The organism is Methanocalculus chunghsingensis, assembly GCF_018132105.1.
GTDB lineage: Archaea > Halobacteriota > Methanomicrobia > Methanomicrobiales > Methanocorpusculaceae > Methanocalculus > Methanocalculus chunghsingensis.
This window is the reverse complement of record NZ_JWHL01000004.1, coordinates 126,795-148,428: the sequence shown is the minus strand read 5'-3', so window position 1 is coordinate 148,428 and position 21,634 is coordinate 126,795. Positions and strand designations below refer to the sequence as shown.

General features: G+C 56.6%; 22 protein-coding genes. 9 read left to right on the top strand and 13 right to left on the bottom strand.

What is annotated here, in order from left to right; genetic code table 11:
• Window positions 1-371: 371 nt before the first annotated feature.
• Genes RJ53_RS04820 through RJ53_RS04810 form a run of 3 tightly spaced genes read right to left on the bottom strand, consistent with a single transcriptional unit; the run spans window position 372 to window position 5,219 of the window.
• Window positions 372-1,148: a segregation/condensation protein A gene (locus RJ53_RS04820; protein WP_246495989.1), complete on the bottom strand. Its 777-nt coding sequence runs from the start codon at window positions 1,146-1,148 to the stop codon at window positions 372-374.
• The gene (smc, locus tag RJ53_RS04815) at window positions 1,141-4,584 is read right to left on the bottom strand and encodes a chromosome segregation protein SMC (protein ID WP_211530474.1); all 3,444 of its coding nucleotides are present in this window, start codon (window positions 4,582-4,584) and stop codon (window positions 1,141-1,143) included. The genes RJ53_RS04820 and smc overlap by 8 nt, the downstream gene beginning before the upstream one ends.
• A gap of 26 nt (window positions 4,585-4,610) precedes the next feature.
• Window positions 4,611-5,219, bottom strand: coding sequence for a hypothetical protein (locus RJ53_RS04810; protein WP_211530473.1), 609 nt, complete (start codon window positions 5,217-5,219; stop codon window positions 4,611-4,613).
• Between the two features lie 120 nt (window positions 5,220-5,339).
• Here RJ53_RS04810 and glyA point away from each other — a divergent pair, with 120 nt between their 5' ends.
• The 4 genes from glyA to cofE are packed head-to-tail and all read left to right on the top strand — an operon-like array spanning window position 5,340 to window position 8,975.
• On the top strand, window positions 5,340-6,584 hold the full coding sequence (gene glyA / locus RJ53_RS04805; protein WP_211530472.1) for a serine hydroxymethyltransferase: 1,245 nt from the start codon (window positions 5,340-5,342) through the stop codon (window positions 6,582-6,584).
• Window positions 6,581-7,423 carry a bifunctional methylenetetrahydrofolate dehydrogenase/methenyltetrahydrofolate cyclohydrolase FolD gene (gene folD / locus RJ53_RS04800; protein ID WP_211530471.1) on the top strand — a complete coding sequence of 281 codons (843 nt, stop codon included), beginning with the start codon at window positions 6,581-6,583 and terminating at the stop codon, window positions 7,421-7,423. Before glyA ends, folD begins: the two co-directional genes overlap by 4 nt.
• Window positions 7,408-8,223, top strand: coding sequence for a dihydropteroate synthase (folP, locus tag RJ53_RS04795; protein ID WP_211530470.1), 816 nt, complete (start codon window positions 7,408-7,410; stop codon window positions 8,221-8,223). The genes folD and folP overlap by 16 nt, the downstream gene beginning before the upstream one ends.
• Window positions 8,220-8,975: a coenzyme F420-0:L-glutamate ligase gene (gene cofE / locus RJ53_RS04790; protein ID WP_211530469.1), complete on the top strand. Its 756-nt coding sequence runs from the start codon at window positions 8,220-8,222 to the stop codon at window positions 8,973-8,975. The genes folP and cofE overlap by 4 nt, the downstream gene beginning before the upstream one ends.
• On the opposite strand, the gene cofC is transcribed toward cofE, so the two are convergent.
• Genes cofC through RJ53_RS04770 form a run of 4 tightly spaced genes read right to left on the bottom strand, consistent with a single transcriptional unit; the run spans window position 8,950 to window position 13,322 of the window.
• A complete protein-coding gene (gene cofC / locus RJ53_RS04785; protein ID WP_211530468.1) occupies window positions 8,950-9,600 on the bottom strand; it encodes a 2-phospho-L-lactate guanylyltransferase in 651 nt (216 codons plus the stop codon). The genes cofE and cofC overlap by 26 nt on opposite strands.
• A 48-nt stretch (window positions 9,601-9,648) precedes the next feature.
• On the bottom strand, window positions 9,649-10,512 hold the full coding sequence (thiL, locus tag RJ53_RS04780; RefSeq protein ID WP_343221830.1) for a thiamine-phosphate kinase: 864 nt from the start codon (window positions 10,510-10,512) through the stop codon (window positions 9,649-9,651).
• Window positions 10,505-12,460, bottom strand: coding sequence for a DUF460 domain-containing protein (locus RJ53_RS04775; RefSeq protein ID WP_211530467.1), 1,956 nt, complete (start codon window positions 12,458-12,460; stop codon window positions 10,505-10,507). Before RJ53_RS04775 ends, thiL begins: the two co-directional genes overlap by 8 nt.
• A gap of 4 nt (window positions 12,461-12,464) precedes the next feature.
• Window positions 12,465-13,322 (bottom strand): serine/threonine-protein kinase RIO2, encoded by an 858-nt coding sequence (locus RJ53_RS04770; protein WP_211530466.1) that lies wholly within the window; start codon window positions 13,320-13,322, stop codon window positions 12,465-12,467.
• A 119-nt stretch (window positions 13,323-13,441) separates the two neighbouring features.
• On the opposite strand from RJ53_RS04770, the gene RJ53_RS04765 reads away from it, so the two are divergent.
• On the top strand, window positions 13,442-14,170 hold the full coding sequence (locus RJ53_RS04765) for an adenine nucleotide alpha hydrolase family protein (protein ID WP_211530465.1): 729 nt from the start codon (window positions 13,442-13,444) through the stop codon (window positions 14,168-14,170).
• Between the two features lie 29 nt (window positions 14,171-14,199).
• Window positions 14,200-14,958 (top strand): NAD+ synthase, encoded by a 759-nt coding sequence (locus RJ53_RS04760; RefSeq protein ID WP_211530464.1) that lies wholly within the window; start codon window positions 14,200-14,202, stop codon window positions 14,956-14,958.
• On the opposite strand, the gene RJ53_RS04755 is transcribed toward RJ53_RS04760, so the two are convergent.
• The 3 genes from RJ53_RS04755 to RJ53_RS04745 form a co-directional block, all read right to left on the bottom strand.
• Window positions 14,924-15,628: a glucose-6-phosphate isomerase family protein gene (locus tag RJ53_RS04755; protein ID WP_211530463.1), complete on the bottom strand. Its 705-nt coding sequence runs from the start codon at window positions 15,626-15,628 to the stop codon at window positions 14,924-14,926. The two genes, RJ53_RS04760 and RJ53_RS04755, sit on opposite strands and share 35 nt — an antisense overlap.
• Complete coding sequence (locus tag RJ53_RS04750) at window positions 15,628-15,765, bottom strand: hypothetical protein (protein ID WP_211530462.1); 138 nt, start codon at window positions 15,763-15,765, stop codon at window positions 15,628-15,630. The genes RJ53_RS04755 and RJ53_RS04750 overlap by 1 nt, the downstream gene beginning before the upstream one ends.
• 215 nt (window positions 15,766-15,980) lie before the next feature.
• Window positions 15,981-16,727, bottom strand: a complete 747-nt coding sequence (locus RJ53_RS04745) for a DUF128 domain-containing protein (protein WP_211530461.1) — start codon at window positions 16,725-16,727, stop codon at window positions 15,981-15,983.
• A 90-nt stretch (window positions 16,728-16,817) separates the two neighbouring features.
• Between RJ53_RS04745 and RJ53_RS04740 the strand changes: the two genes are divergently transcribed.
• A complete protein-coding gene (locus RJ53_RS04740; RefSeq protein WP_211530460.1) occupies window positions 16,818-17,762 on the top strand; it encodes a hypothetical protein in 945 nt (314 codons plus the stop codon).
• A 12-nt stretch (window positions 17,763-17,774) separates the two neighbouring features.
• Complete coding sequence (locus tag RJ53_RS04735) at window positions 17,775-19,082, top strand: FAD-dependent oxidoreductase (protein ID WP_211530459.1); 1,308 nt, start codon at window positions 17,775-17,777, stop codon at window positions 19,080-19,082.
• Here the strand turns inward: RJ53_RS04735 and RJ53_RS04730 are convergent.
• Complete coding sequence (locus RJ53_RS04730; protein WP_211530458.1) at window positions 19,048-20,256, bottom strand: deoxyguanosinetriphosphate triphosphohydrolase family protein; 1,209 nt, start codon at window positions 20,254-20,256, stop codon at window positions 19,048-19,050. The genes RJ53_RS04735 and RJ53_RS04730 overlap by 35 nt on opposite strands.
• A gap of 92 nt (window positions 20,257-20,348) precedes the next feature.
• Between RJ53_RS04730 and RJ53_RS04725 the strand changes: the two genes are divergently transcribed.
• On the top strand, window positions 20,349-20,879 hold the full coding sequence (locus RJ53_RS04725) for a HEAT repeat domain-containing protein (protein WP_211530457.1): 531 nt from the start codon (window positions 20,349-20,351) through the stop codon (window positions 20,877-20,879).
• A gap of 2 nt (window positions 20,880-20,881) precedes the next feature.
• On the opposite strand, the gene RJ53_RS04720 is transcribed toward RJ53_RS04725, so the two are convergent.
• Together RJ53_RS04720 and RJ53_RS04715 are read right to left on the bottom strand one after the other, a co-directional pair.
• On the bottom strand, window positions 20,882-21,166 hold the full coding sequence (locus RJ53_RS04720) for a DUF1894 domain-containing protein (RefSeq protein WP_211530456.1): 285 nt from the start codon (window positions 21,164-21,166) through the stop codon (window positions 20,882-20,884).
• Window positions 21,154-21,615 (bottom strand): DUF1890 domain-containing protein, encoded by a 462-nt coding sequence (locus RJ53_RS04715; RefSeq protein WP_211530455.1) that lies wholly within the window; start codon window positions 21,613-21,615, stop codon window positions 21,154-21,156. Before RJ53_RS04715 ends, RJ53_RS04720 begins: the two co-directional genes overlap by 13 nt.
• Window positions 21,616-21,634: the final 19 nt, after the last annotated feature.

The following is a 21,634-nucleotide window of genomic DNA, read 5'->3' as shown; positions in this document are numbered from 1 at the left end:
GAATCTCCTGCGCAGATTATACATGTTAGCGGGGAGAGGTTATATAGGTTCCTGCCAAAGCAGCTGAACCCATCGAATCTCTTCACCACCCTGACGAGCCCCGGCATGTATACCGCCGGGACCCGGTGGCGCAGGCCCCCTGCAAGGGAGTTGCGCCCGGTCGGAGGCAGGATGCCACAATCCCGGATATGCTCCGGGTTGCGGCTGATTCGGGCGCTTTTGCGCGGAGCAGTGCCCCGTCGCGGCGCCCTCCTGCCTCCTGCGACTCTACATAGAATGCTATTCGTACTTATAAAGGTTCGGATAAAGCCGTGATTTTGCAGGGATCGAAGCCGGTGCCACACCCATCAAAGTCCCTCTTCTGCCCATATTCAGATCTCCTCAGGGTGGTCAAGTGGGAAACGCGCAATATAGAGTTCCCCATAGAACTCCTCCTGGAGGAGATCCACCCGTCCGTCAAGCATCAGGAAGAGGATTGGGATATAGACATCAAAGTGAGGGAGGCGCATCTCAGAGGCGATCCGGGAGAGCGGAATCGGCTCAAGGCCGGTGGGATCGAGGGAGATGAGAGTTGCATGGATCGAGGTGGAGAGCTCCTCGTACACCTCATCATGGGCAATCTCCACCACATCATCGGCAAACGTGAGGAGATCATCATCCTCATCCGGGAGGTGGCGCCGTTTCTGCCGCCGCCGCTCCTCCTTCTCAGCAAGCTTCAGCTGGGTGATCAGCTCGTAGAGCGTCACCGGCCGCGTCCGGTACTCCTTCCTTTTGATCCTTCGCTGAATCTCCCGTTCAAGCGCCTCGATTGGTCCCAGGTGTGACCCAGCACCATCCGAGTCCACCACGTCATCAAAGAAGAGAGCGCCATCATCATACTCATCGATGATCTCCTCCTCTTCAGAAACAACATGGCGTTCAAGGAGAATATCAGACTTCATCCGAAGGAGGATTGACGCATAGAGGAGTGTCCTCCCGGAGATCCGAAGGTCAAGCTCCCTGCGCCGCTCAAGCTCCCCGAGGAACCGGTCCGTTACAAGAACAATATCAATATTCCAGGGATCGATCTCCCCCTCCTCCGCCATCCGGACGAGGATCTCGATCGGCTCCTCGGCGATACCATCCTGCAGGGCTGTCGCTTCAGACATTGCACTTCATACCCGTTACAAGCGTGCTCTTGTCAGGCCGGATCGTCACCCCGATGATCCGATCTGCCGCCTGGATCATCGGTTTCCGAAGTGATATTGAGATGAACTGAGACTGTTCTGAGAGGGTCCGGATCATCCGTGATATCCCCTCGACATTTGAACCGTCAAGATGCATATCAACCTCATCAAGACCATAGAAGGGTGCCGGCATATACCGCTGGATAGCAAATATCAGGGCAAGCGTCACAAGCGACTTCTCCCCACCACTCATCATATTCAGCCGGTGCACCTTCTTATCCTGCGGGTGAACCTCAAACGTGAGGCCGCCACTGAAGGGATCCTCCTCATTCTCAAGGATCAACTGCCCCCATCCGCTTGAGAGGCTGGCATAGATCTCTTTGAAATTCGTATTGATGGCATGGTATGAGGTGAGGAAGGCCTCACGCTTCATCCGTTCAAACCCTTCTATCCTCTCGATGAGATCTGACCGTTCGCGGGAGAGGATCTCCTTTCGTTCGGTCCTCTCGGAAACACGGGCGCTGACACGATCATACTCCTCGATGGCAAGCATATTGACCGCCCCGATCTTCCTGATCTGCCGTTCCGTCGTCGCAATCCCCTCCTCTATCTCTTCATGAGAGAGATTGCATTCTATCCCGGAGACATCGGGAGCGAGTGCTGCGATCTCGTCTGCTATCGACTGTGCCCTCTCCCTGAGAGCATCAAGCTGAATGATATGACGCTCGTTATCATGGGCATGCTGGTGCAGCTTCCGCTCCATCGCAGCAATCTGTTCATCAATCCCACTCCTCTTCTGCCTGAGCCCCTCGATCTCATCCGAGAATGATCGCTGCTCCTCCTCAAGGGTGGAGATCCGCTCTCTGGACCCGGCGATCGTCTCCTCAAGCCCACGTGTTTCGGTCTCAAGGGTGATGTTCTTCTCAAGGAGCGCCTCCTTCTCTGCGGTCATCTCCTCGATCCTCTTCTGGAAGTACTGCCGCTCGCGCTGAAGATCCGCAATATCTGCCTCTTTGTTCCGGAGACGTCGCTCAAGATCCTCGATCTGCCGCTTCAGCCCCTGGATCTGCTCGCTCAGCCGCAGTGTCTCAGACTCTGCGATCCGCTTCTTGATCTCGGCAATCCTTGTATTTGTCTCTCCGATCCGTTCGGTGAGGATATCAAGCCGCTCCTCAAGTGCGGCTATCTCCTCGGCAATCTCCTTCTCGCCACCCGCAAGTGTCGAGAGCGATTCTTCAAGCCCCAGGATCTCGGCATCAAGTGCTGCGATGCGTTTTCCATACTCGCTGATGATCAGCTCAAGACGGGCTGCCTTCTGGCCGGCAGCCTGACGATCTGCCCGGAGCTCTTCGGCAACTGCCGCCTGCCGCGAAATAGCGGCGGCGAGCTCCTCCTCCTCACGCCGGAGATCCGAGATGCGGCCTGCCAGCTGGGAGATCTCCCGATCGACGGCCGCCCCAAAGCCCTTCATCTCACGTTTCACCGAACCGCCGGTCATCGCTCCCGTCCGCTCGAGGAGATCGCCTTCGAGGGTCACCATCCGGTGGCGGCCGAGGAGCCGCCGGCCATGCTCCATCGTATCGACAACAAGGGTCGTTCCGAAGATGAGCGAGAAGGCACGTTCATATGCTGGATCATACTCAATCAGACGGATCGCGTAGTCGATGATCCCATCGCCGGAGACGGGGGGGAGTGGGGGCGGGACCCGCAGCTTTGAGAGAGGCAGAAACGTCACACGACCAAGCCGCCCCTCTTTGAGGAAACGGATGGCATCGGCGGCGATCTGATCATCGGATGCAACAACATGATGGAGTCTCCCGCCGGCAGCGACATTCAACGCGGTCGCATAATCAGGGGGTGCCCGGCCGAGCTGGGCAATGGTGCCATATACCCCCTCCATTCCAAGAACCGCCTCGATGGCACGTCCACCGGCCTCCCCCTGAGCCTGCTGCTGTGCCTCAAGGCGTACCTGCTTCTGCTCAAGGGAGCGGAGGTTGGACCGGACCTCCTCATGAGATCCACGGAGGGTCATCAGCTTCTTCTCAATGGAAGAGAGCTGCTGGTCACCGGCCCGCTGCTCCTCCTGGAGATCGGTCAGTTCAACAGATGCCTCGCGAACCTCCCGCTCCTTCTCATGCCGCTCATCCCTGGCAGCCTGCAGGCGGGGGGCGAGCCGTTCACGCTCGGAGACCCGGATTCTGCTCCTCTCGATGATGCCGTCCTTCTCAGAGAGGAGGCGTGACCGCTCCGCTTTCATCTCCTCAAGATCCCCCATGGAGGAGAAGAGCTCTTCCTGAGCCCCCTCGGTATCCTCACTCGCCTCGGCAAGCTCCTTCTCTGCCTTCTCCATCTTTGCTTTCAGGCCCGAGAGTTCCATTCCGAGGTTTGCCCGATCGATCGAGAGATTCCTGATCCCGTCTGTCCTCTCCTTCACGGTCGCCTCGGACCGGCGTATATCAGCAAATTTCCGGTTGACAGCCTCCAGGTTTGTCTCCCGTTCCCGGATATTACGCTGGATACCCTGTTCGGAGAGGCGAATCGTTCCTTTTGCCTCCTCGATCTCCGAGAGGATACGGAGATACTCCGGCCCGGTCATCCGGCTGATCTCTTCATCAATCTCCTTCATCTCAGATCGGAGGAAGTCGCGTTCATGAGTATCATGGGCGATATCATCGGCAATCCGGGTGATCGCAGATTCATGCTCCGTGATCATCCCCTGGATACTCACTTCCTCCCTCTTCTTCTCACGGAGGAGGGCGACATTCCGCATCGCTACAAAGGATTCGAGATCCTCCTGCAGCCTTTTGTAATGAAGCGCCTGTTCACGTTCATTTTTGAGGACGTCGAGGCGTTCGAGGAGTTCATGCAGAAGGATCTCCTCACGATCGATCCTCCCGCGGACAACCTCAAGCTCTGCCATCGCCTGATCACGCTTCAGATCGAACTCGGCGACACCGGCGATCTCATCGACGATCTTCCGCCGTTCGCCATCGCTCATCTCCATGATCCTGGCAACATCCCCCTGCATCACGATATTATACCCATGCGGCTTGATCCCGTGGCGGGAGAGAAAAGCAAGGATCTCACTCTGTTTACTCAGTCGCCCGTTGAGATAGTGATAGGAGTAGTATCCGTTTGGCGTCCGCTTGATCCTCCGGGTGATCCGTGTCCCGTCCGAGAAGGAGACGATAACCTCTGCGGTATTCTTTGCAGAACCTGAATTGATGAGATCGGTCAGCCGTTCCGCACGGAGGCCACGGGCTGACGTAATACCCAGTGCAAAAAGAATGCTATCGAGGATGTTACTCTTTCCGGAACCATTTGGCCCTGAAATGACAGTAAACCCTGTTTCAAAAGGTATCCTCGTCTTTCGTGCAAATGACTTGAAGTTGTCGATCTCAAGCTGGGTGATATGCAAAGATCAAACACCTTCGATTATTCAATCTATTTTTTACGCCGGATCGTCTCGCTCGGCCGTTTTTCATCTGGATGATTGCTGCTGATGACAGCCCCACTCTTTGGATCGACATCAGGGGCTTCATAGATATTACTTGATATCCTCCCCTTCTTCATCTGGGATGCCGGGGCATAGCCGCTGCTTGCGACGATATAGTCGTTGCCTGATCGCTTCTCCGGCTTCAGCGTGCCATCAGGCTGCATGATCAGATCCATATCAGAACGATCAATCTCCTCCTCGGGTTCTGGCGGAACCTCTGCGGCAGGAGCACGTGCAGTTCGTCTGACTGTGACCTGTGGGACAACACCCTCGGAGGCAGCCCGGGATCGCGGGCGTGCATCAGGTGCTTTCATCAGAACGGGCTGGATCTCCTCCTTCTCCCGCTCTTCAACACTCCGTGCCAGCTTCCTCGTCACCGACTTGAGATCGAGCAGTTCTTCCATCAGGCCCTTCTGCATCGCCTCAAGCTCACGCACCCGCCGTTCGAGTACGATCACCCTTGCAGTATCATCAGCCTCCCGGGGAGGCTCTTCTTCGCGCTTCACCTTCACCAGCTCCCGTTCCTTCTCTTCAAGCTCATGCTCCAGAAACTTCATTCGTGCATCCATTCTTCCCGCACAACCCCTTTATTGTAAGATCTGACTGACCGATGATAATTGTTTGCCCTCACCTGAGACAAGAAAGGATATTACCTCTTTACCGCCATTTCTATTTATATGTCATTCCTTGAACGCGATGATCCAGAAGTCGCAGCAATCATCGAGAATGAGCGACAGAGGCAGGTTTTTGGCCTTGAGCTGATCGCATCCGAAAACGTCGTCAGCCGGGCAGTGATGGAAGCCACCGGCTCAATCATGTGCAACAAGTACGCCGAGGGGTATCCGGGCAAGCGGTACTATGGCGGGTGCGAACACCATGATGTCGTTGAGAATATTGCGCGTGACCGGCTCTGCAGTCTCTTCTCCGCTGAGCATGCCAACGTCCAGCCCCATTCAGGGAGCCAGGCGAACCAGGCGGTCTATTTTGCCACCATTCAGCCCGGGGATGTCATCATGAGCCAGAGCCTGACACAGGGCGGCCACCTCTCACATGGATCGCCCGTCAACATCAGCGGGAAACTCTATGATGTCCACAGCTACGGTGTAGACTACGAGACCGAGATACTTGACTACAGTGCAATCGCTGATATGGCACGCCAGGTGAAGCCGAAGATGATCGTCTGTGGTGCATCAGCATACCCACGGGAGATCGACTTCAAGGCATTCGGCGAGATCGCCGACGAGGTCGGTGCAATCTGTGTCGCAGACATCGCCCATATCGCCGGTCTTGTCGCAGCAGGCATCCATAACTCACCAATCGATGTCTGCAGGTTTACCACAACGACGACGCATAAGACCCTCAGAGGTCCGCGCGGTGGCGCTATCCTCTGCAGAAAGGGGGACGGGCCGCTCATCGACAAATCGGTCTTCCCCGGCCTTCAGGGCGGCCCGCTGATGCATGTCATCGCAGCAAAAGCCGTCTGTTTCAAAGAGGCGCTTGAGCCGTCCTATGTCGAGTATGCAAAACAGGTTGTGAAGAATGCAAGAGTTCTCGCAGAGACGCTTGCCGAGAACGACCTCCGTGTCTGCTCAGGAGGAACCGACAACCACCTCGCCCTCCTTGACCTCTCAGACCATGGCATCACCGGCCTTGAAGCTGAAGTGGCACTTGGCTGTGCAGGGATCACCGTCAATAAAAATACCATCCCCCGTGAGAAACGCAGTCCGTTCGTCACCTCCGGACTCCGGGTCGGTACCCCGACCGTCACCTCCCGCGGCATGAAAGAGGATGAGATGAAGATGATAGGCGACTGGATCGGCCGCGTCTTAAAGAACATCAATGATAAAAATATCCACAAGATGGTGAAGGAAGAGGTCTCCGAACTCTGCGGGAAGTTCCCCCTCTACCCTGATGCAGTATGATCCTTGATGGCAAGCAGACATCGGAGAAGCGGCTCGCCCTCCTCCGCGAGAAGATTGAAGAGTCCGGGCTCTACCCCCGGCTCGCCACCGTCCTTGTCGGAGAAGATCCGGCATCACAGCTCTATGTAAAGATGAAGCACAGGGCATGTGAGCGGGTCGGTATCGGCTCGATTGCTGTCGATCTCCCGGGGACGGCGACGACCCAGGAGGTACTCGACACGGTCCACCGCTTAAATGAGGATCCGATGATCGACGGTATCCTCGTCCAGCTCCCCCTCCCCCCACAGGTCGATACCCATTCAATTATCGAGGCGGTATCTCCTGAGAAGGATGTTGATGGATTCCATCCAACGAACCTCGGCCGCCTCTTCTCCGGTTCACCCGTCTTTTCACCCTGCACTCCCCTTGGCGTGATGACCCTCCTTGCCGAGTATGGCATCAACCCTGCAGGCAGGCGTGCAGTCGTCATCGGAAGGAGTATCGATGTCGGACGGCCGATGGCCGCCCTCCTTCTCAATGCGGATGCAACGGTCACCATCTGCCACTCAAAGACACAAGACCTCGCCGCCGTGACATCCGGTGCAGAGATCCTCGTCTCCGCCATCGGTAAAGCACGGTTCGTCACCCCGGAGATGGTCGGGGACGGCGCCATCGTCATCGATATCGGAACAAACTATGATGAGAACGGGAAGCTCTGCGGCGATGTGGACTTTGATAAGGTCGAGTGGAAGACGGCGGGAATCAGCCCGGTACCGGGTGGTGTCGGCCCGATGACGATCGCCACCCTGATGGAGAATACCTTCGCCTCCGCACGTCTACGTTCATGCGGACCACTCTGATCGGAAAAGCCGGTATCGGGGGGGAGAACCCGGTCCGGTTGATGGGCGTCATCAACACAAGCCCTGAATCCTTTTTTCATGGATCATATGTTCCATCAGGAAACATCCTCAGCAATGCCGAACGGATGATCGATGAGGGTGCCCTCATGATTGATCTCGGTGCCCGGAGCACGGCACCACAGAGCAGGCCGATCACCGTCGAAGAGGAATGCAGCCGGCTGAAGAGTTCACTTGCGGAACTGGAGGGGACAGGCATCCCCGTCTCTGTCGATACCATGTATGCCGATGCCCTCGATCTCGCACTCAGGTATGATATTGCTGCAATCAACGACATTCATGGACTTGCAGATGATCGTTTTGCAGGGCGGGCCGCAGAGAGCGGGCTTCCGGTCATCGCGATGGCAACAATACATGAGCCCGGGGATCCCCATGGTGCAGACGAGACGATGACGGCCCTTGCACTCGTCACCGAACGGGCAGCGGCGTACGGGATCAGGGATCTCATCCTTGACCCCGGTGTTGGCCGCTGGGTGCCGTCACGGAGACCTGAGCATGACTGGGATCTCTGCCGCCGCTTCTCAGAGTTTTTAACTTTCGAACGCCCCCTTCTCGGTGCCATCTCCCGGAAGAGTTTCATCGGCGATCTCCTGGGAAAACCTGCTGAGGAGCGTCTCGCCGGGACACTCGGGCTGACTGCACTGCTGGTGATGGCCGGGGCAGCAATGATCCGGACCCATGATATTGGAGCGACACGCGATGTCATCAGGGTCTGTGAGAAGATGCAGGAGAGAATAGAATGAATACATCTTTTTCAGCATATGGATGCAGAACCGGCCTCATTGCGCCGGGAGATGATATCGTGGACCGGATCATCAGGTCGGCCCCCGAAGAGATCCGGGACGGCGATATCATCACTATCGCCGAATCGGCACTTGCTACCGCAGAAGGGAGGGTTATCCGGCTCGCAGATGTCACCCCTTCAGCCGAGGCACTCCGGTACGGAGAGAGGTATCAGATGGATCCACGGGTGGCGGAAGTTGTCATCTCCGAGTCCGACGAGATCGTCGGCGGCATCCCCGGATATCTCCTCTGTATTCGTAACGGGACACTCCTCCCCAATGCGGGTGTGGATGGATCAAACGCCCCTGACGGGACGATCATCCCCCTCCCCGCTGATGCCGATGCCTCGGCGCGACGAATCAGGCAGGAGATCAGGGACCGGACCGGGCGGGAGGTCGCCGTCCTGATCATCGATTCACGAACCCATGCGATGCGGCTTGGGGTCTCGGGGGTCACCATCGGGTGTTCCGGGATGGAGGCGGTGACCGACTGCCGGGGGAGGAGAGATCTCTTCGGCAGAAGCCTTGAGGTGACCCGGCGGGCCGTCGGGGACTGTATCGCCTCGGCAGCAGAGCTCCTGATGGGCGAGGCGGACGAGTGTATCCCGGTGGTGATCATCCGGGGTCTTCGGGAACTCGTCGGAGAAGGGGAGGGGATCGAGACGATCGCCCCGGATGAATGCCTGTTTATGGGTGCGATGAGGAAGGGGTAGCATCTCCCCGCGTCACCCCGACCCTTCCCTTCTCTTCCGAGACAACAAAACCGAGCGATTCAAGATACTCCCTGCTCTTCCCCCGTCCATGAATCAGGACCTCGACGAGATCCTCCTTCTCATCGATATCGGTCGAGAGGCGGAACGAGTCGATCACCTCGACCGAGAAGCCGCACTCTTTTGCCATGGCGAGATGTTTCCGGAAGCTCGAGCCATAATACTGTGCCGTAAAGCAGGCAGGACTTTTTAGGAAGACGACGTTCGTCCCGCCCCCACGCCCCGGAACGATCGCCATATCGGCCTCGGTTGAGAGGACACGCTGGAGTGCCCCGGCGGTGACGAGGGGGAGGTCAGCCATGATGATCAGGGCAGGGCAGTGAAACTGCGGGAGTGCCCAGTCGATCGCCTCGTTCAGCCCATCATTCCTGACGGCGACGAGTGCGGTCTCGCAGGCATACGGGGAGGTGGAGAGGAGGGTTGCAGAGCACCCGGTCCGGTTCACCGCGGTGACGACATCCTCAAGCATCGCCCGTGCAAAACCTTCACGCTCCTCCTGGTTCATCACACAGGAGAGACGGGTCTTTGGATTGATCGGCTTGAAGGGGATCAGGGCATGAAAGTACATTGATCAGAGTGTACCTACTGAGAGATTAATAGTCATCGAAAGATACCCTCACTCCCATCTGTGGGCATACCCGCGTGGCGGGACCGGGTGGCCGCCGGAGAGGATCGCCATCTCCGTTGTCACGACACCAATCACGGTGGCATCCACCCCCGGGATCGGGAACCGATCCTCCGGAATCGTCGCAATCAGTTCAAAGTCTCCGCCACCATACAGGAAGAGATCCGTCGCCTCAGGGTCAGGCATTCCGGGAATACGCGGGAAGAGGGCGGGGTCAAGGGAGAAACCGACCCCGGAAGCTCGTGAGAGATCATAGAGGGAGAGGACAATCCCGTCGGAGAGATCCATCATCGCCGTCGCCCCGCCTTCTGCAAAGGCAATCCCCTCCCTGACACGCGGGATCGGCGTGATGAGATTTTTCCAGAACCTCGGATCACCCTTCAGGCCCGCCTCTGCCGCACCGGGCAGACCGGTCACACAGACGAGATCACCGGGTCTGGCACCGGATCGACGGAGGATCCGATCCCCTGCAACAAACCCGATCGCTGTTGAGACGATCGTCAGCTCTGTATGCCGATCAATATCACCCCCGGCAAGCCGTGCCCCCACCGACCGGCAGCAGTCGGCGGCACCATCGGTGATCCCGGCAAGCCGCTCCGGCCGGTCAAGACCGACTGCCATCAGGAGATCGGCCGGCTCTGCACCCATTGATGCGATATCAGAGAGGGTCACCGCCGCCGCCATCCATCCGATCTCATGATCGGTCATGCCTGCCGGAAAGTCGGTCATCTCATGGAGCATATCGGTCGTCATCACAAGGAACCGATCCCCGACTGCGAGGACAGAACAGTCATCTGTTGTCTCCTTCTCCCCAACGATCATCCGGATACCATCCAGAAGAGCACGATCATCCACCTTTTCTCACCTCACGTTCCCGTTCAGATCTATACTCCTTAAAGAGTGTCTCGATCGAATCAACTTTCTTCTCTCGTTCATACCGCTCCTGCTCCTCCTGCCAGACCGCGTACCGATCATCAAGCGCACTCCGCAGACAGATCCCGATCGAGCCCTGAAGACGAAGGCCAAGCCCCTGCTCACCTATCAGGGGTATTCTCAGCTCCCGGAAGAGGGAGACGAGATCAGGGGGGAGAACTGAGAGATCGGGGACGACCACGCCGGCGATCTGCACCTCGGCAAGTTCACGGATCGCACTCTTCCCCCACCCGTCCGTCCTCCCAAGGTAGATCCAGTCTCCGGGATTTCTTCCCATCTCTGCATCAAGCCTCCGGATGGCATCGCGGGAGAGGCTCTCCAGCACCTTGAGAGGAACGAGATCCTCACCATCCAGGAGATCGGCATAGGTCCTCATCCGTTCAAGCTGCTTGCGGAGGGTCCGGTTCCTCTTCTCCTCACGCCTGAGATGCCGTTTCTGATTTTTGATGATCCCTTCAAGGCGGGCAACCTCGCTATCACGCCGGACACGGGACTTCACCTTCGACCGTTCGTTCTGGAGCGTGCGGCGGAGACGCCTGATCTCATCATCCTTCTTCTGCCCCTCTGCGTACAGTTCCGATACCAGTGAGCGGAGGCGGCTGACCATCGCCTCATATTCACGCTGCCTCCCCCGCCGTGTCTCCGTCTCCGGCTCTTCCGGCTCCCGGGCCTTCGGCTCTTCATCACCACCGGCAGGGGCGAGATCCGCGAGTGCCTGCTCAAGGGAGCGGCCCCTGATCACCCGGGCACGGATCTCATCGAGCGCGACACCGGAGGGGATCCGCTTGGAGAGGCTCGCAAATTTGTTTTTATAATGCCGGTACGCAACCATCGCAGCCGCATAGGCATCCCGTTCATGATCGTTTTCGTACTGGACCGGGCTGGCAAGCTCGAACTTCTCAGGGACAAGGATATCACTCCTCGGAAGAAAGGGGACCGCATTGAATGAACGCCTGATCTTCTCGACCGTTCCGGGCATCTCCTTCTTATCCGAGGCGATGATGAGGGGGCGGCCATGCTCTCTGATGAGAGAGATTGCATCGGCGATGGAGGTGACCCGGGAGCTTGAGAGGTGGACAAGTTCGCCATCGAGGTTCAGGAGTGCAACCGCCATCGTCGTTCCGGGATCGATCCCGACGATGAGGTACCGGGGTTTCCCACTCTGCGGGACGAACCGGATCCGTTCAAGCCGTGGCTGCGAGACGTTCACCTGCACATCAGAGCCCCGGAGATTCCTGACCGGCACATGGGCTCTCGGGGCAGACACGACAAAGATGACCCGTGAGTATCCACCGAAAGCCCGGAACTCCTTCATCTCATACTTCAGGCCGGCATCGAGGAGGGTCATCTCGATCTCACGGGCCTTTGTACGGACCGCCCCATGAATCTTCCGGGTGTACCGGTTCTGGCTCCACCCCCCTTTCCCGGGAGACCTGCCCCGCGAGACGGTGATGAGGCAGGTGTCTGCAAACGCTTCAACGCGGCATCCCGCACCAAGTGCAGCCACCTTCGCCGAGGTCCTCGCTTCTGCATAGGGATCGAACCGGTTAAAAGTGATATTATATCTCCCTGCCACCTGGGCGAGGCTCTCCCGGTGATCCCCCCCGCCCGTCACACAGACGAGATCGGTCTTGGGAGGGAGGGACTGGAGGAAGATATAGAGCTCCTTTGTATCTGCTGCAACCTCCTGAAGGCTGTCAACGGCAAGGATATCGGGCTCTTCTGCCTCAAGGATTCTGATGAGCCGAAAGAGGGAGACCTCGGTCTCAGAGACGATCTCATCATCTATAATGCGGCAGAGAGCAAATAACGGACGTTTTGACCGTGAGCGGACCGAACCTTTGACGATATCGATCCCATAGACACGCATGGTATCACCCGGTCACCTGATCGAGTGCGTCACTGACCTGGAGCGACATCCGGTACTTCCGGTTGAAGAAATCCACGATTGTTGTAACATCATGAAGGAGAATCTCATCTGCATTCGGATGGGTGACAGAGACCCATTGTGGCCAGTCGATGATCCAGCAGTGATCTTCATTGACCATCACGTTGTACTCAGAGAAGTCGGCATGGATGATACCAAGGGCATAGATCTTCTTCATCTCCTCCATCAGCTCATCAAGAATGTACTGCGGATCCTCAAGGGTACACTGGTTGAGATTGACCCCCGGCACATAGGACATCGCGATGGTATGGCGGCTCCGGTCGATCGGGACGGGGACCCGGACCTTGCCGTTGAGGCGAAGGAGGGCCTCATACTCCTGCTCGGCAGAACTGGCAGAGGCGAAGATCCATGGGCAGTGGCCATCCTTACTCATATACTCCCGGTTCAGCCTGACCGACTGGAATGACTGCTGGCCGACCCGGTGGAACTTGAGGACGATGACACCAAGACCGAGTGCCTCAAAAACCTCTGACTCCTTTCCGACACCGATGAGTGAGCCAAGGGCGGAGATGCTCCCGCGTTTTGTCAGGGTATGGAGGGCGAGGGCATCATACCCATTGAAGAGGAGGGAGTACCCCGGGTATGGTGCGCCTTCATAGCGGACGAGATCTTTATGAAGAAGATCCCCGAGACGATATTCAAGTTCATTCTTTGAGAGACGGGTAACCCTTTTGAGATCATCAAATGGGACCCAGGCATACCGTTTCATCAGCCGTTCTATGGCAAAGAGGATCGTATACTCAAATTTATGGAGGTCCCGTACCGTATCGGCTGAAGGGGGCATTGTAATTACTCTTGGATCGGATAGATGAAAAATATCATTGTGGAGGATCACCCTGGTATCGATGGGCACCTCACCAGGATCGGATTATCATGTTGAAGAGATACAGGAATAGTACCAAGATGATGAGGGATCCACCCATACGATGCACCAAGTGCCACAAGACTGCGATCATCAGCCAGCGATACTCGGGCCTTCACCTCTGCAGAGAGCATTTTATCCGCGACCTTGAGGGGAAGGCGAAGCGGGAGATCCGAAAGAACCGGTGGCTGCGGCCTCATGACCGGATCGGGGTTGCCATCAGCGGGGGAGCAGCATCCGCCGCCGCCCTCACACTCCTCCTCAAACTGACCGGGAAGAGGCGGGATATCAGAATAACTGCCCTCCATATCGATGAGGGGGATGCAGATGCAACAGAGAGAGTACAGCGACTGGCTGCCGGTCTTGATCTCTCTGTCGGTTGCCGTGATCCATCCAGGGACCTGAAGGAGGATATACAATTGCTTGCAGAAGGGTGTACCGCCGTCGCCACCGGGGCCACCCTCGATGAAGAGGCCGCCGCGATCATGGCAGCCTTCGTATCCGGGGAGATTGCATCTCTTGGAGAGACAGAGGATCCAGGATGTGTCCGGTGGATATCTCCGTTTCTCCTGATCAGGGAGGATGAGGTCCGCCTCTATGCCACCCTTCATCATGATGAGGTATTTCCGGATAAACCGGATAGAGAGGGGCTGGCGGGGGCTGTCAGGGATATACTCAGGAACTATACGGATCGCCATCCATCCACCCTGTATGCAGTCTCCAATCTTGGCGGGCAGATCAGGAGAGCGGCAGGCGATCCCAAAGAATAGTAACAGAGGAGAACAAACTCCTGATCATCATGCAGTGTGATATCGGCTGTGAAAAGACCCGGATAGAGAACTTCATCCGCCAGGCGATCTGGTCGGCAGGGGCAGAAGGGGTCGTCGTCGGGGTATCAGGAGGGATCGACTCTGCGGTGGTCACGGCTCTCGCCTCTGGATCTCTTGGCAGCGACCGGGTCTCTGCTTTCTTTCTCCCGTCTGCAACCACACCGCCAGCAGATGAAGAGGATGTCAGGAGACTCTGCCAGGATCTCTCCATTGATCTCCAGGTGATCCCGATCGATGGGATCATCGATGCATACCGCCGGATGGACGGGTTCGTCGAGGAGCCTTCCCTCGTCGGCAACCTGATGGCACGGACCCGGATGGCGATCCTCTACTACCAGGCGAACCTGAGCAACCGGCTCGTCATCGGAACCTCGAACAGAACCGAGTATCTCATCGGATACTGTACCAAATGGGGAGACAATGCAGCAGATCTCCAGCCGATCCTCCATCTCTCCAAACAGGATGTCTATCTCCTTGGTGAAGAGCTTCGGATACCTGGGACCATCATGAAGAAGGTACCCTCCGCCGGCCTCTGGGAAGGCCAGAGCGATGAGAAAGAGCTTGGAATAACATATCCGGTTCTCGATGCCACACTTGCACTCCTTGAAGAGAACGGATGGAAGGCGGAAGGAGAGATCCAGGAGCGGGTACTCGAGATGGTGAAGAGGAGTGTCCACAAGAGGATGCCCGCGTTCAGTCTCGCAGGCAGTTCTCCCAGATGTGAGTGAATGCTTCCGGCAGGTTCATGAGATCCGGGATGAGCGGGTCCCTGATGAGATCATAGAGCGGGACCTCACGCACCACACCAACCTCAGGGTGATCCACCGCCTCGAGGAAACGGAGGTCTGCAACCCGGGTATAGAGGGGATTTTTCAGGAACTGGCCATCATCAGTCTCATAATACGCAGCACCACGGTACGCCCTGAAGAAGGAATAGTCACTCTCAAAGTTCCGTGAGACGATATTTGCCATCACAAGCGGATCCTCTCCGGGATTGATGGTAACATGCCCAAAACCTGGCGGGATCAGGATCTTGTCACCTGTTGTGGCGGGATGGAGGACCACATCGGTGAGATCCTGTGACTGAAGAAGGAAGTGGCCCTTCCCGGAGAGGACCTCATAGATCTCGGGGTACTGGAGCCCGCCCGGACTCTCGGGGTGGTAATGACCCTTCGTCTTGATAAATTCGCCACAGACCGATCCCGGCGTGATGATGGTGATATCATAGCGGATCCCCCCCTCTCTGAGAATGGCATGATCCTCATCGGTCAGTGCCAGATCCCGGTACATATAGTACAGCGGTCCCTGCTGCTCGCAGGCGGGATATGCGAGAACCTCCCGCATATCCTCAACCGTTCTGACCTCAGGCTCAGGCAGTACTCCTTTCCAGACATCCATTACTTCTTCTTTTGCCTGCTGAATATATAATAGCCGGCACCGATCAGGAGAGCGGCAAATGCCAGAAGAACAACCGGGCTTGTGGCATATGCAGCCATTCCTCTCCGCTCACTGAGCATCACCTCAGCCTTCATCATATCAGATATGAGGGTATTGTCAAGGGCATCACGGTACCGGATCTCGGGGTTCCCTCACCATCCTCTTACTCGAACCTGGAGCGGATAGGTCTCTGCCATAGCATCTCGGGAGAGGATCTCACAGCACTCATCTCAGGATCCAAAGGATTTGTTGAGTTCTTCTCCCGATACTGGAACTTCAATAACCACGAAGTCGCAACCAGGCTCTCCTGATATCAGAAGAAGGAGATGGGATCCATCTCCCTGATATCCATCAGCCCCTTCATCGCCCGGGTTGTGATGGAGTGGCCCTCCTCCTTCATCACGGCAAACGGGTTCGTTCCCCCTATTGCAACGACGCCAAGATACTGCGGACTGACCGAGACGCCAAGGAGGGGGGTATTTGGCATTCCCATCTCAAGGACACCGGATATATGGCCTGCGGTGAGATCGTCGAGGACCGAATTCAGGAGGGTTTCGGCCTCCATATGGCATTCCCTGATATTTCCGAGGATACGGCCGTTTCCATCCTTCATCACATGGTTCACCGAGGTGATATCCTGGGATGCAAGCACCTGCAGGGGATCGATCGTCGTTGATTCATAGAGGATCATATGGGTAAACCGCCTCGGAAGGTGTTCAAGGACTTCAATGATGCCGCCACCGATCAGGTTCACCGGAATACCACGCCGGAGAAAGATGCCATCCAGGGTGATACTGCAGACGGTGCAGATGCCAAGCATCCCTGGTGGAACGGTGTTTCCATGGATCGAATCGCCGGGTTCGATGAACCGGACCATATCACTGACCGTTATCCCGGCTGCCGAGACCTTCTTCAGAGTTTTAATGACATATTCACGTTCCTCAAGTGGAACTAGAAAGAGGTTATAGACGATGGCACCCTCATTTTCAAGCGGGTCATATGTCACCTGCATGGAGAGTTCGTCGATGGCGTGGTGTATGAACTTCAGAGGGGAGACCATGACATATAAATCAATTCCCGGTGGATAAAATTCTTCGCACCCGGTGCGGGGAATCGAAATATTGTTCTTTCCAGAGGCACTCTTATGGGTATGGATGATTCAGTGAAGAGGCGTGCCGTCCATGAGATCCGCCGGATCCTTGAGGCCGCAGGATATGATATTGAAGAAGAAGGAGATCCCTTCGACTTCTCCGCACTTGCAGGAAGAGAGTGTATTCTCACCCTCTGCACAGATGATCCGGCTATCGCCCGCCGGTTTGACCATACACAATACAATCTTGACGATGCTGGCGAAAGGGTTCCCTGTAAGAAGCTGATCTACACAAGCAATCCGGAGATACGTCCGAAGGAGGGAGTGCTCTGGCAGAATCGTGATCTGGCACGATATGCCGGAGAGGCGGCGGTCGCACGGATCTCCGGGGAGAGACTTGTCATCTCCTGGGGATCAGCACCAGGAAGAGAAGGGATGAAACCACACATGGCAGGAGACGCCCCCCCACCCGGACGGATCAGGGCGCTTCCGATCCGCGCGACTGCAGACGAAGCGATGAGAATATCCGGCCAGAACGGACCGGTTCGCCTCCGGATGATCCCTGCCTGGGTCTATGATTATTCATGCAAAGGGGACGCTTCGTACAAAGGAAAACAGATCACCTTTGATGCAAACGGTTCCGGTGCCATCAGTGCGGTCAATGGCCTCCCCCAGGATCTCGATCTCGATGCGATCAGCGAGATAGAGATCCCAGGCGATGCCGAGATGGTCAGACCGTCCATTCTTCAGAAGGAGGCAGAAGAGAAGATCCTCACCCACCTGATCGGAGCACTCTCAAAGAGGGTCCGGATTAAGACCGAAAGCGGAGATGCAATCTTCTCTGAAGAGAAGACCTTCCGGCCGCCACGCGACCAGATTGAGAGGTCGATCCAGCTCACCTATATCCCGATCTGGCAGATCCGGGGGAAACATATCGTCGAGGTGAACGCATTCACCGGAGAGATCCTCTCTGAACCGATGGACGAAGGGGTCGAGCTCCTCTAGGAGTTGCACTCTGTGATACTCGTACTTGGCGGAGGGCCAGCTGGCCGGATGGCTGCGATCCAGGCGGCACGGTCAGGGGAGGAAGTGACCCTTGTTGAGCGGAGGAGCCTCGGCGGCCAGTGCCTCCATGACGGCTGCATGCAGATCTGTGGATTAAATGATATCGCCCGGATGATCAGGTCTGCAGAGCAGGCTGCAGCACTGGGGCTGACGAACGGGGCTCCCACCGTCAACTTCAGGAAGGTTATGGACGGGCTCTCCGCAATTCAGGGAAAGATAGCAGGCATCCTTGAGGAGGAGACCAGGGAAGCCGGTGTCAGGGTGCTGCATGGTGCAGAGGGGGCTTTCAGGGACGGGAAGGTCTATATCAACGGCAAAGAGACCGCGTTTGATCGGCTCATCATCGCAACAGGATCGAGGCCGACCATTCCTGATATCCCGGGGATTACCCTCAGGGGGGTCTATACTCCACACACCCTCAAAGAGATGAAGGATCTGCCAGGGAAGATCGCCATCATCGGGGGCGGGGTGATGGCGGCAGAGTTTGCCTATATCTTCTCTGCATTCGGGTGCGAGACCCATATTCTGAGCAGAAGCTCTCTTCTCCACCAGATACCGGATCGTCTCCGCAGAGAGGCGATGAAGGATCTCGGTGGGATTGTACTCCATCAGAATGCAGCGATCACAGCGATCACCGGGGATGACGGGGTCACCGGCATCTCGTATAACGGAAGTACGCTTGCCGTCGATTGTGTTCTGATAGCTGCAGGACTCTCCCCCAACACGGCAATGATCGAAGGGGTGGCAAAGGGACCGCTGGGCGAGATCCTGGTCGATGAGAGATTTGAGACGGGTGTTCCGGGCATCTTTGCCTGTGGGGATATCATCGGCGAGCCCTGCCTCACCCCGATTGCACGGCTCCGGGGGACGGCGGCGGCATCAAATGGAGGGGTATCGTCTCCTGATATCGCACTGGCTCCAAAATCGATGAGCCTCGGCTATGAATACACCTGGTACGACTCCGGTGAAGAGGGAGGAACCAGCATACACTTCCCCGGACCTGCCGGGCCGGGAACCTTCTGGTCGGTTCCGGATCGAAAGACCGGTGTCGCCTCGATCAGAGTGAATGCAGATGACGGCAGAATTCTCGCATTTGCAGAGGCCTCACCGGTCGCCGGCGTGATGGGGATGTATCTCGCCTATCTGGCAAAAGAGGGGGAGACGGTCGGCGATCTCAGCCGCCTCATTGAGGTACACCCGACATCAGACGGAATGTACTCGCTCATCAAGTATACCGCCGGCTATCTGAAGAACCGATAGTCTCTATCCGGTAGGACTCGAATTTTCGTGGGAGGACGAGTTCGGTATAGACCCGCTCAAAGTACCGATCCGTCATCCCCGCGATGAAGTCCCGGACAGCACCGGCAGGGGAGATCTCATTTTTGTAGCTTTCGGAGATCCAGGGGGCATCGAGATAGTCTGTGAAGATACGGGATTCTGACCGGTTCTCCTTGAGATCTTCGTGTAATGCTTCAAAGACTGCCAGAAACATCTTCCGAATGATGGCATCCTGGCCTCGTGTCTTCTCATGCTCATAGATATGCCTGTAATTGAAGGTTTTCAGGCCGTTTAAGGCAGAGCCGATATCATCGGAAAAACCGATGAGACAGTCCTCTCCGGTCCTGCTCGTCTCCATCAGATCGATTGTGAGGGTATTGATGATATCACGTTCGTTCGTGCCAAGCTGCTCCCTGATCTCTTCAGGAAGGTCAGAGAAGCCATCGATGAGACCGACTTCCGCTGCATCGCGAAGATCCCGTGCGATATAGGCGATGGTGTCAGAGAACCGGACGACGCACCCCTCAGGGGTGGCAGGAACAGCCGGGTGCTCACTCTGGACTGCATCGATTTTATTTTTGAATTCCAGGAAGGGATCGGCATCTTCGATCGGGAGAGGGGAGAGTCTGGTTGCCCTGGATTCGCCGTCATGGCAGAGGATCCCATCAAGGACCTGGAGGGTGAGGTTGAGATCCTCTATCTCGTCGAGGAACCGCACACCCTGGATATTATGGCGGAATCGTCCAATCCCTTCCCGCCTGCAGATGGCATCAAGGCATGACTCCCCGAAATGCCCAAACGGGATATGGCCGATGTCATGGCCAAGGGCGATCGCCTCGATGAGATCCTCGTTGAGCCGGAGCGAACGGCCGACGGTCCGGGCGATCTTGGAGACGAGCTGGACATGGAGGACGCGGTGGGTGATATGATCGTTTTCCAGGAGGGAGAAGACCTGGGTCTTGTCGATATACCGTGCATAGGCACGTGAATGGAGGATGCGATCGCTGTCACGTGAGTAGGGAGCACGGAGATCAGGTGACTCCTCCACCCTCCTCCTGATGGCTTCGCTGCTCTTCGTTGCAGCAGGGGCAAAGAGTGCTTCGCGTTCCTGAAGGTAGCCCATAGTTGCATCAAGGAGGCTCTCTGATGGATTCATCCAAAAGAGAGATCGCCCGGAGAGGTAATCAGGGTGCCGGATGATCGACAGATACATGTACCTCAGCGGATAAGGATCCGGTGGTGATGACAATGCGGCAGGATGATGAGATGGAGATAGTCCAGAGGAAGATCCTTCGGGAGGAACGGAGTATACAGATCATCATCGACCAGCTCAACCATGTGAGCATCCCGTACAGGATCAAGGCTGCAACAGAGCTTGGGAAGATCCATCATCCGGTGGCAGTTGCTGCCCTCATCAGATCTCTCCAGGATGAGGAGAGCGATGTGGTCCACGTGGTGGTCCGGTCAATCAGTTCGATCGGGGATGTATCTGCAGTCGATCCACTTATCGAAAGGCTTGCGGGTGCAGATCGCTGGGTGAGAAGAGGGGTTGCTCATGCACTCGGTGAGATCCGGGATCCCCGTGCGGTTCCTACCCTTACCATGCTTCTTGATGACGAACGGGGCGAGGTCCGGGCAGCAGCGGCAGAGGCACTTGGAAAGATCGGTGATCCCTCGGTTGCTGCAAAAATCCGGACGCTCCTTGATGACGAGAAGGATATTGTTCAGGATGCCGCCTGGGAGGCACTCAGGGCGATATCCGAACGGACAGAAGGGTAAGATCAGGGTACCCGTCGGGCCTTCTTCCTGACGACATCCGCCTCAGCTGCCGATACAACTCTGAGGAGGAAGGTGCCGTGGCAGGGTTTTGTATACGGGAGGATGACGGCGTCACCGTCAAGTGCGATCGGGATCGGGGGAACCCCGATCATCGCCTTATCAAAGAGGCGGAATCCGGGGTCGACATAATAAATATCCTTGAAATTCTCCCGGATATACTCGCGGCATTCCTTGAAGGAGGCCATCCTGAGAATGATATCATAGCCTATATCTTCTATGCAGCCCATTTCATCACCTCATCCAGTTTTCGACGAAGTTTCCCGGGATTATGTACCGCGACATCGACGACCGGGTCACAGGGAAAATCGATCTCTGCCGCAAGTGCCTCTGCATCCCGTCCAAAGACGAGGGCGATGAACCGCCCCTCGAAGAGATACCGGATTGATGCGGCATACGAGAGGCCGGCATCATTGTGAATACAGACCATACAGAGGTCCGGGGCTCGTTCTTTGGCAGATAACTCATCGATGCACTTCTCGAGATCCATCATCTTCCGTATATATACCTTCTTGGGATCCGAGACGCGGAGCAGGTTGAGGACGGCCCCGTTTCCTGCGATGGTGAGATCCCATCCGTCATCATTGAACCGGTCTGCGGCATAGAGGGCAAGTGCCTGCTGGACCGGGATCTCAGGGCACCCGAGCATGATGAGTGCCTCCTTCTGCTGTCTGATCATCTGATGATGCTTATGTCTC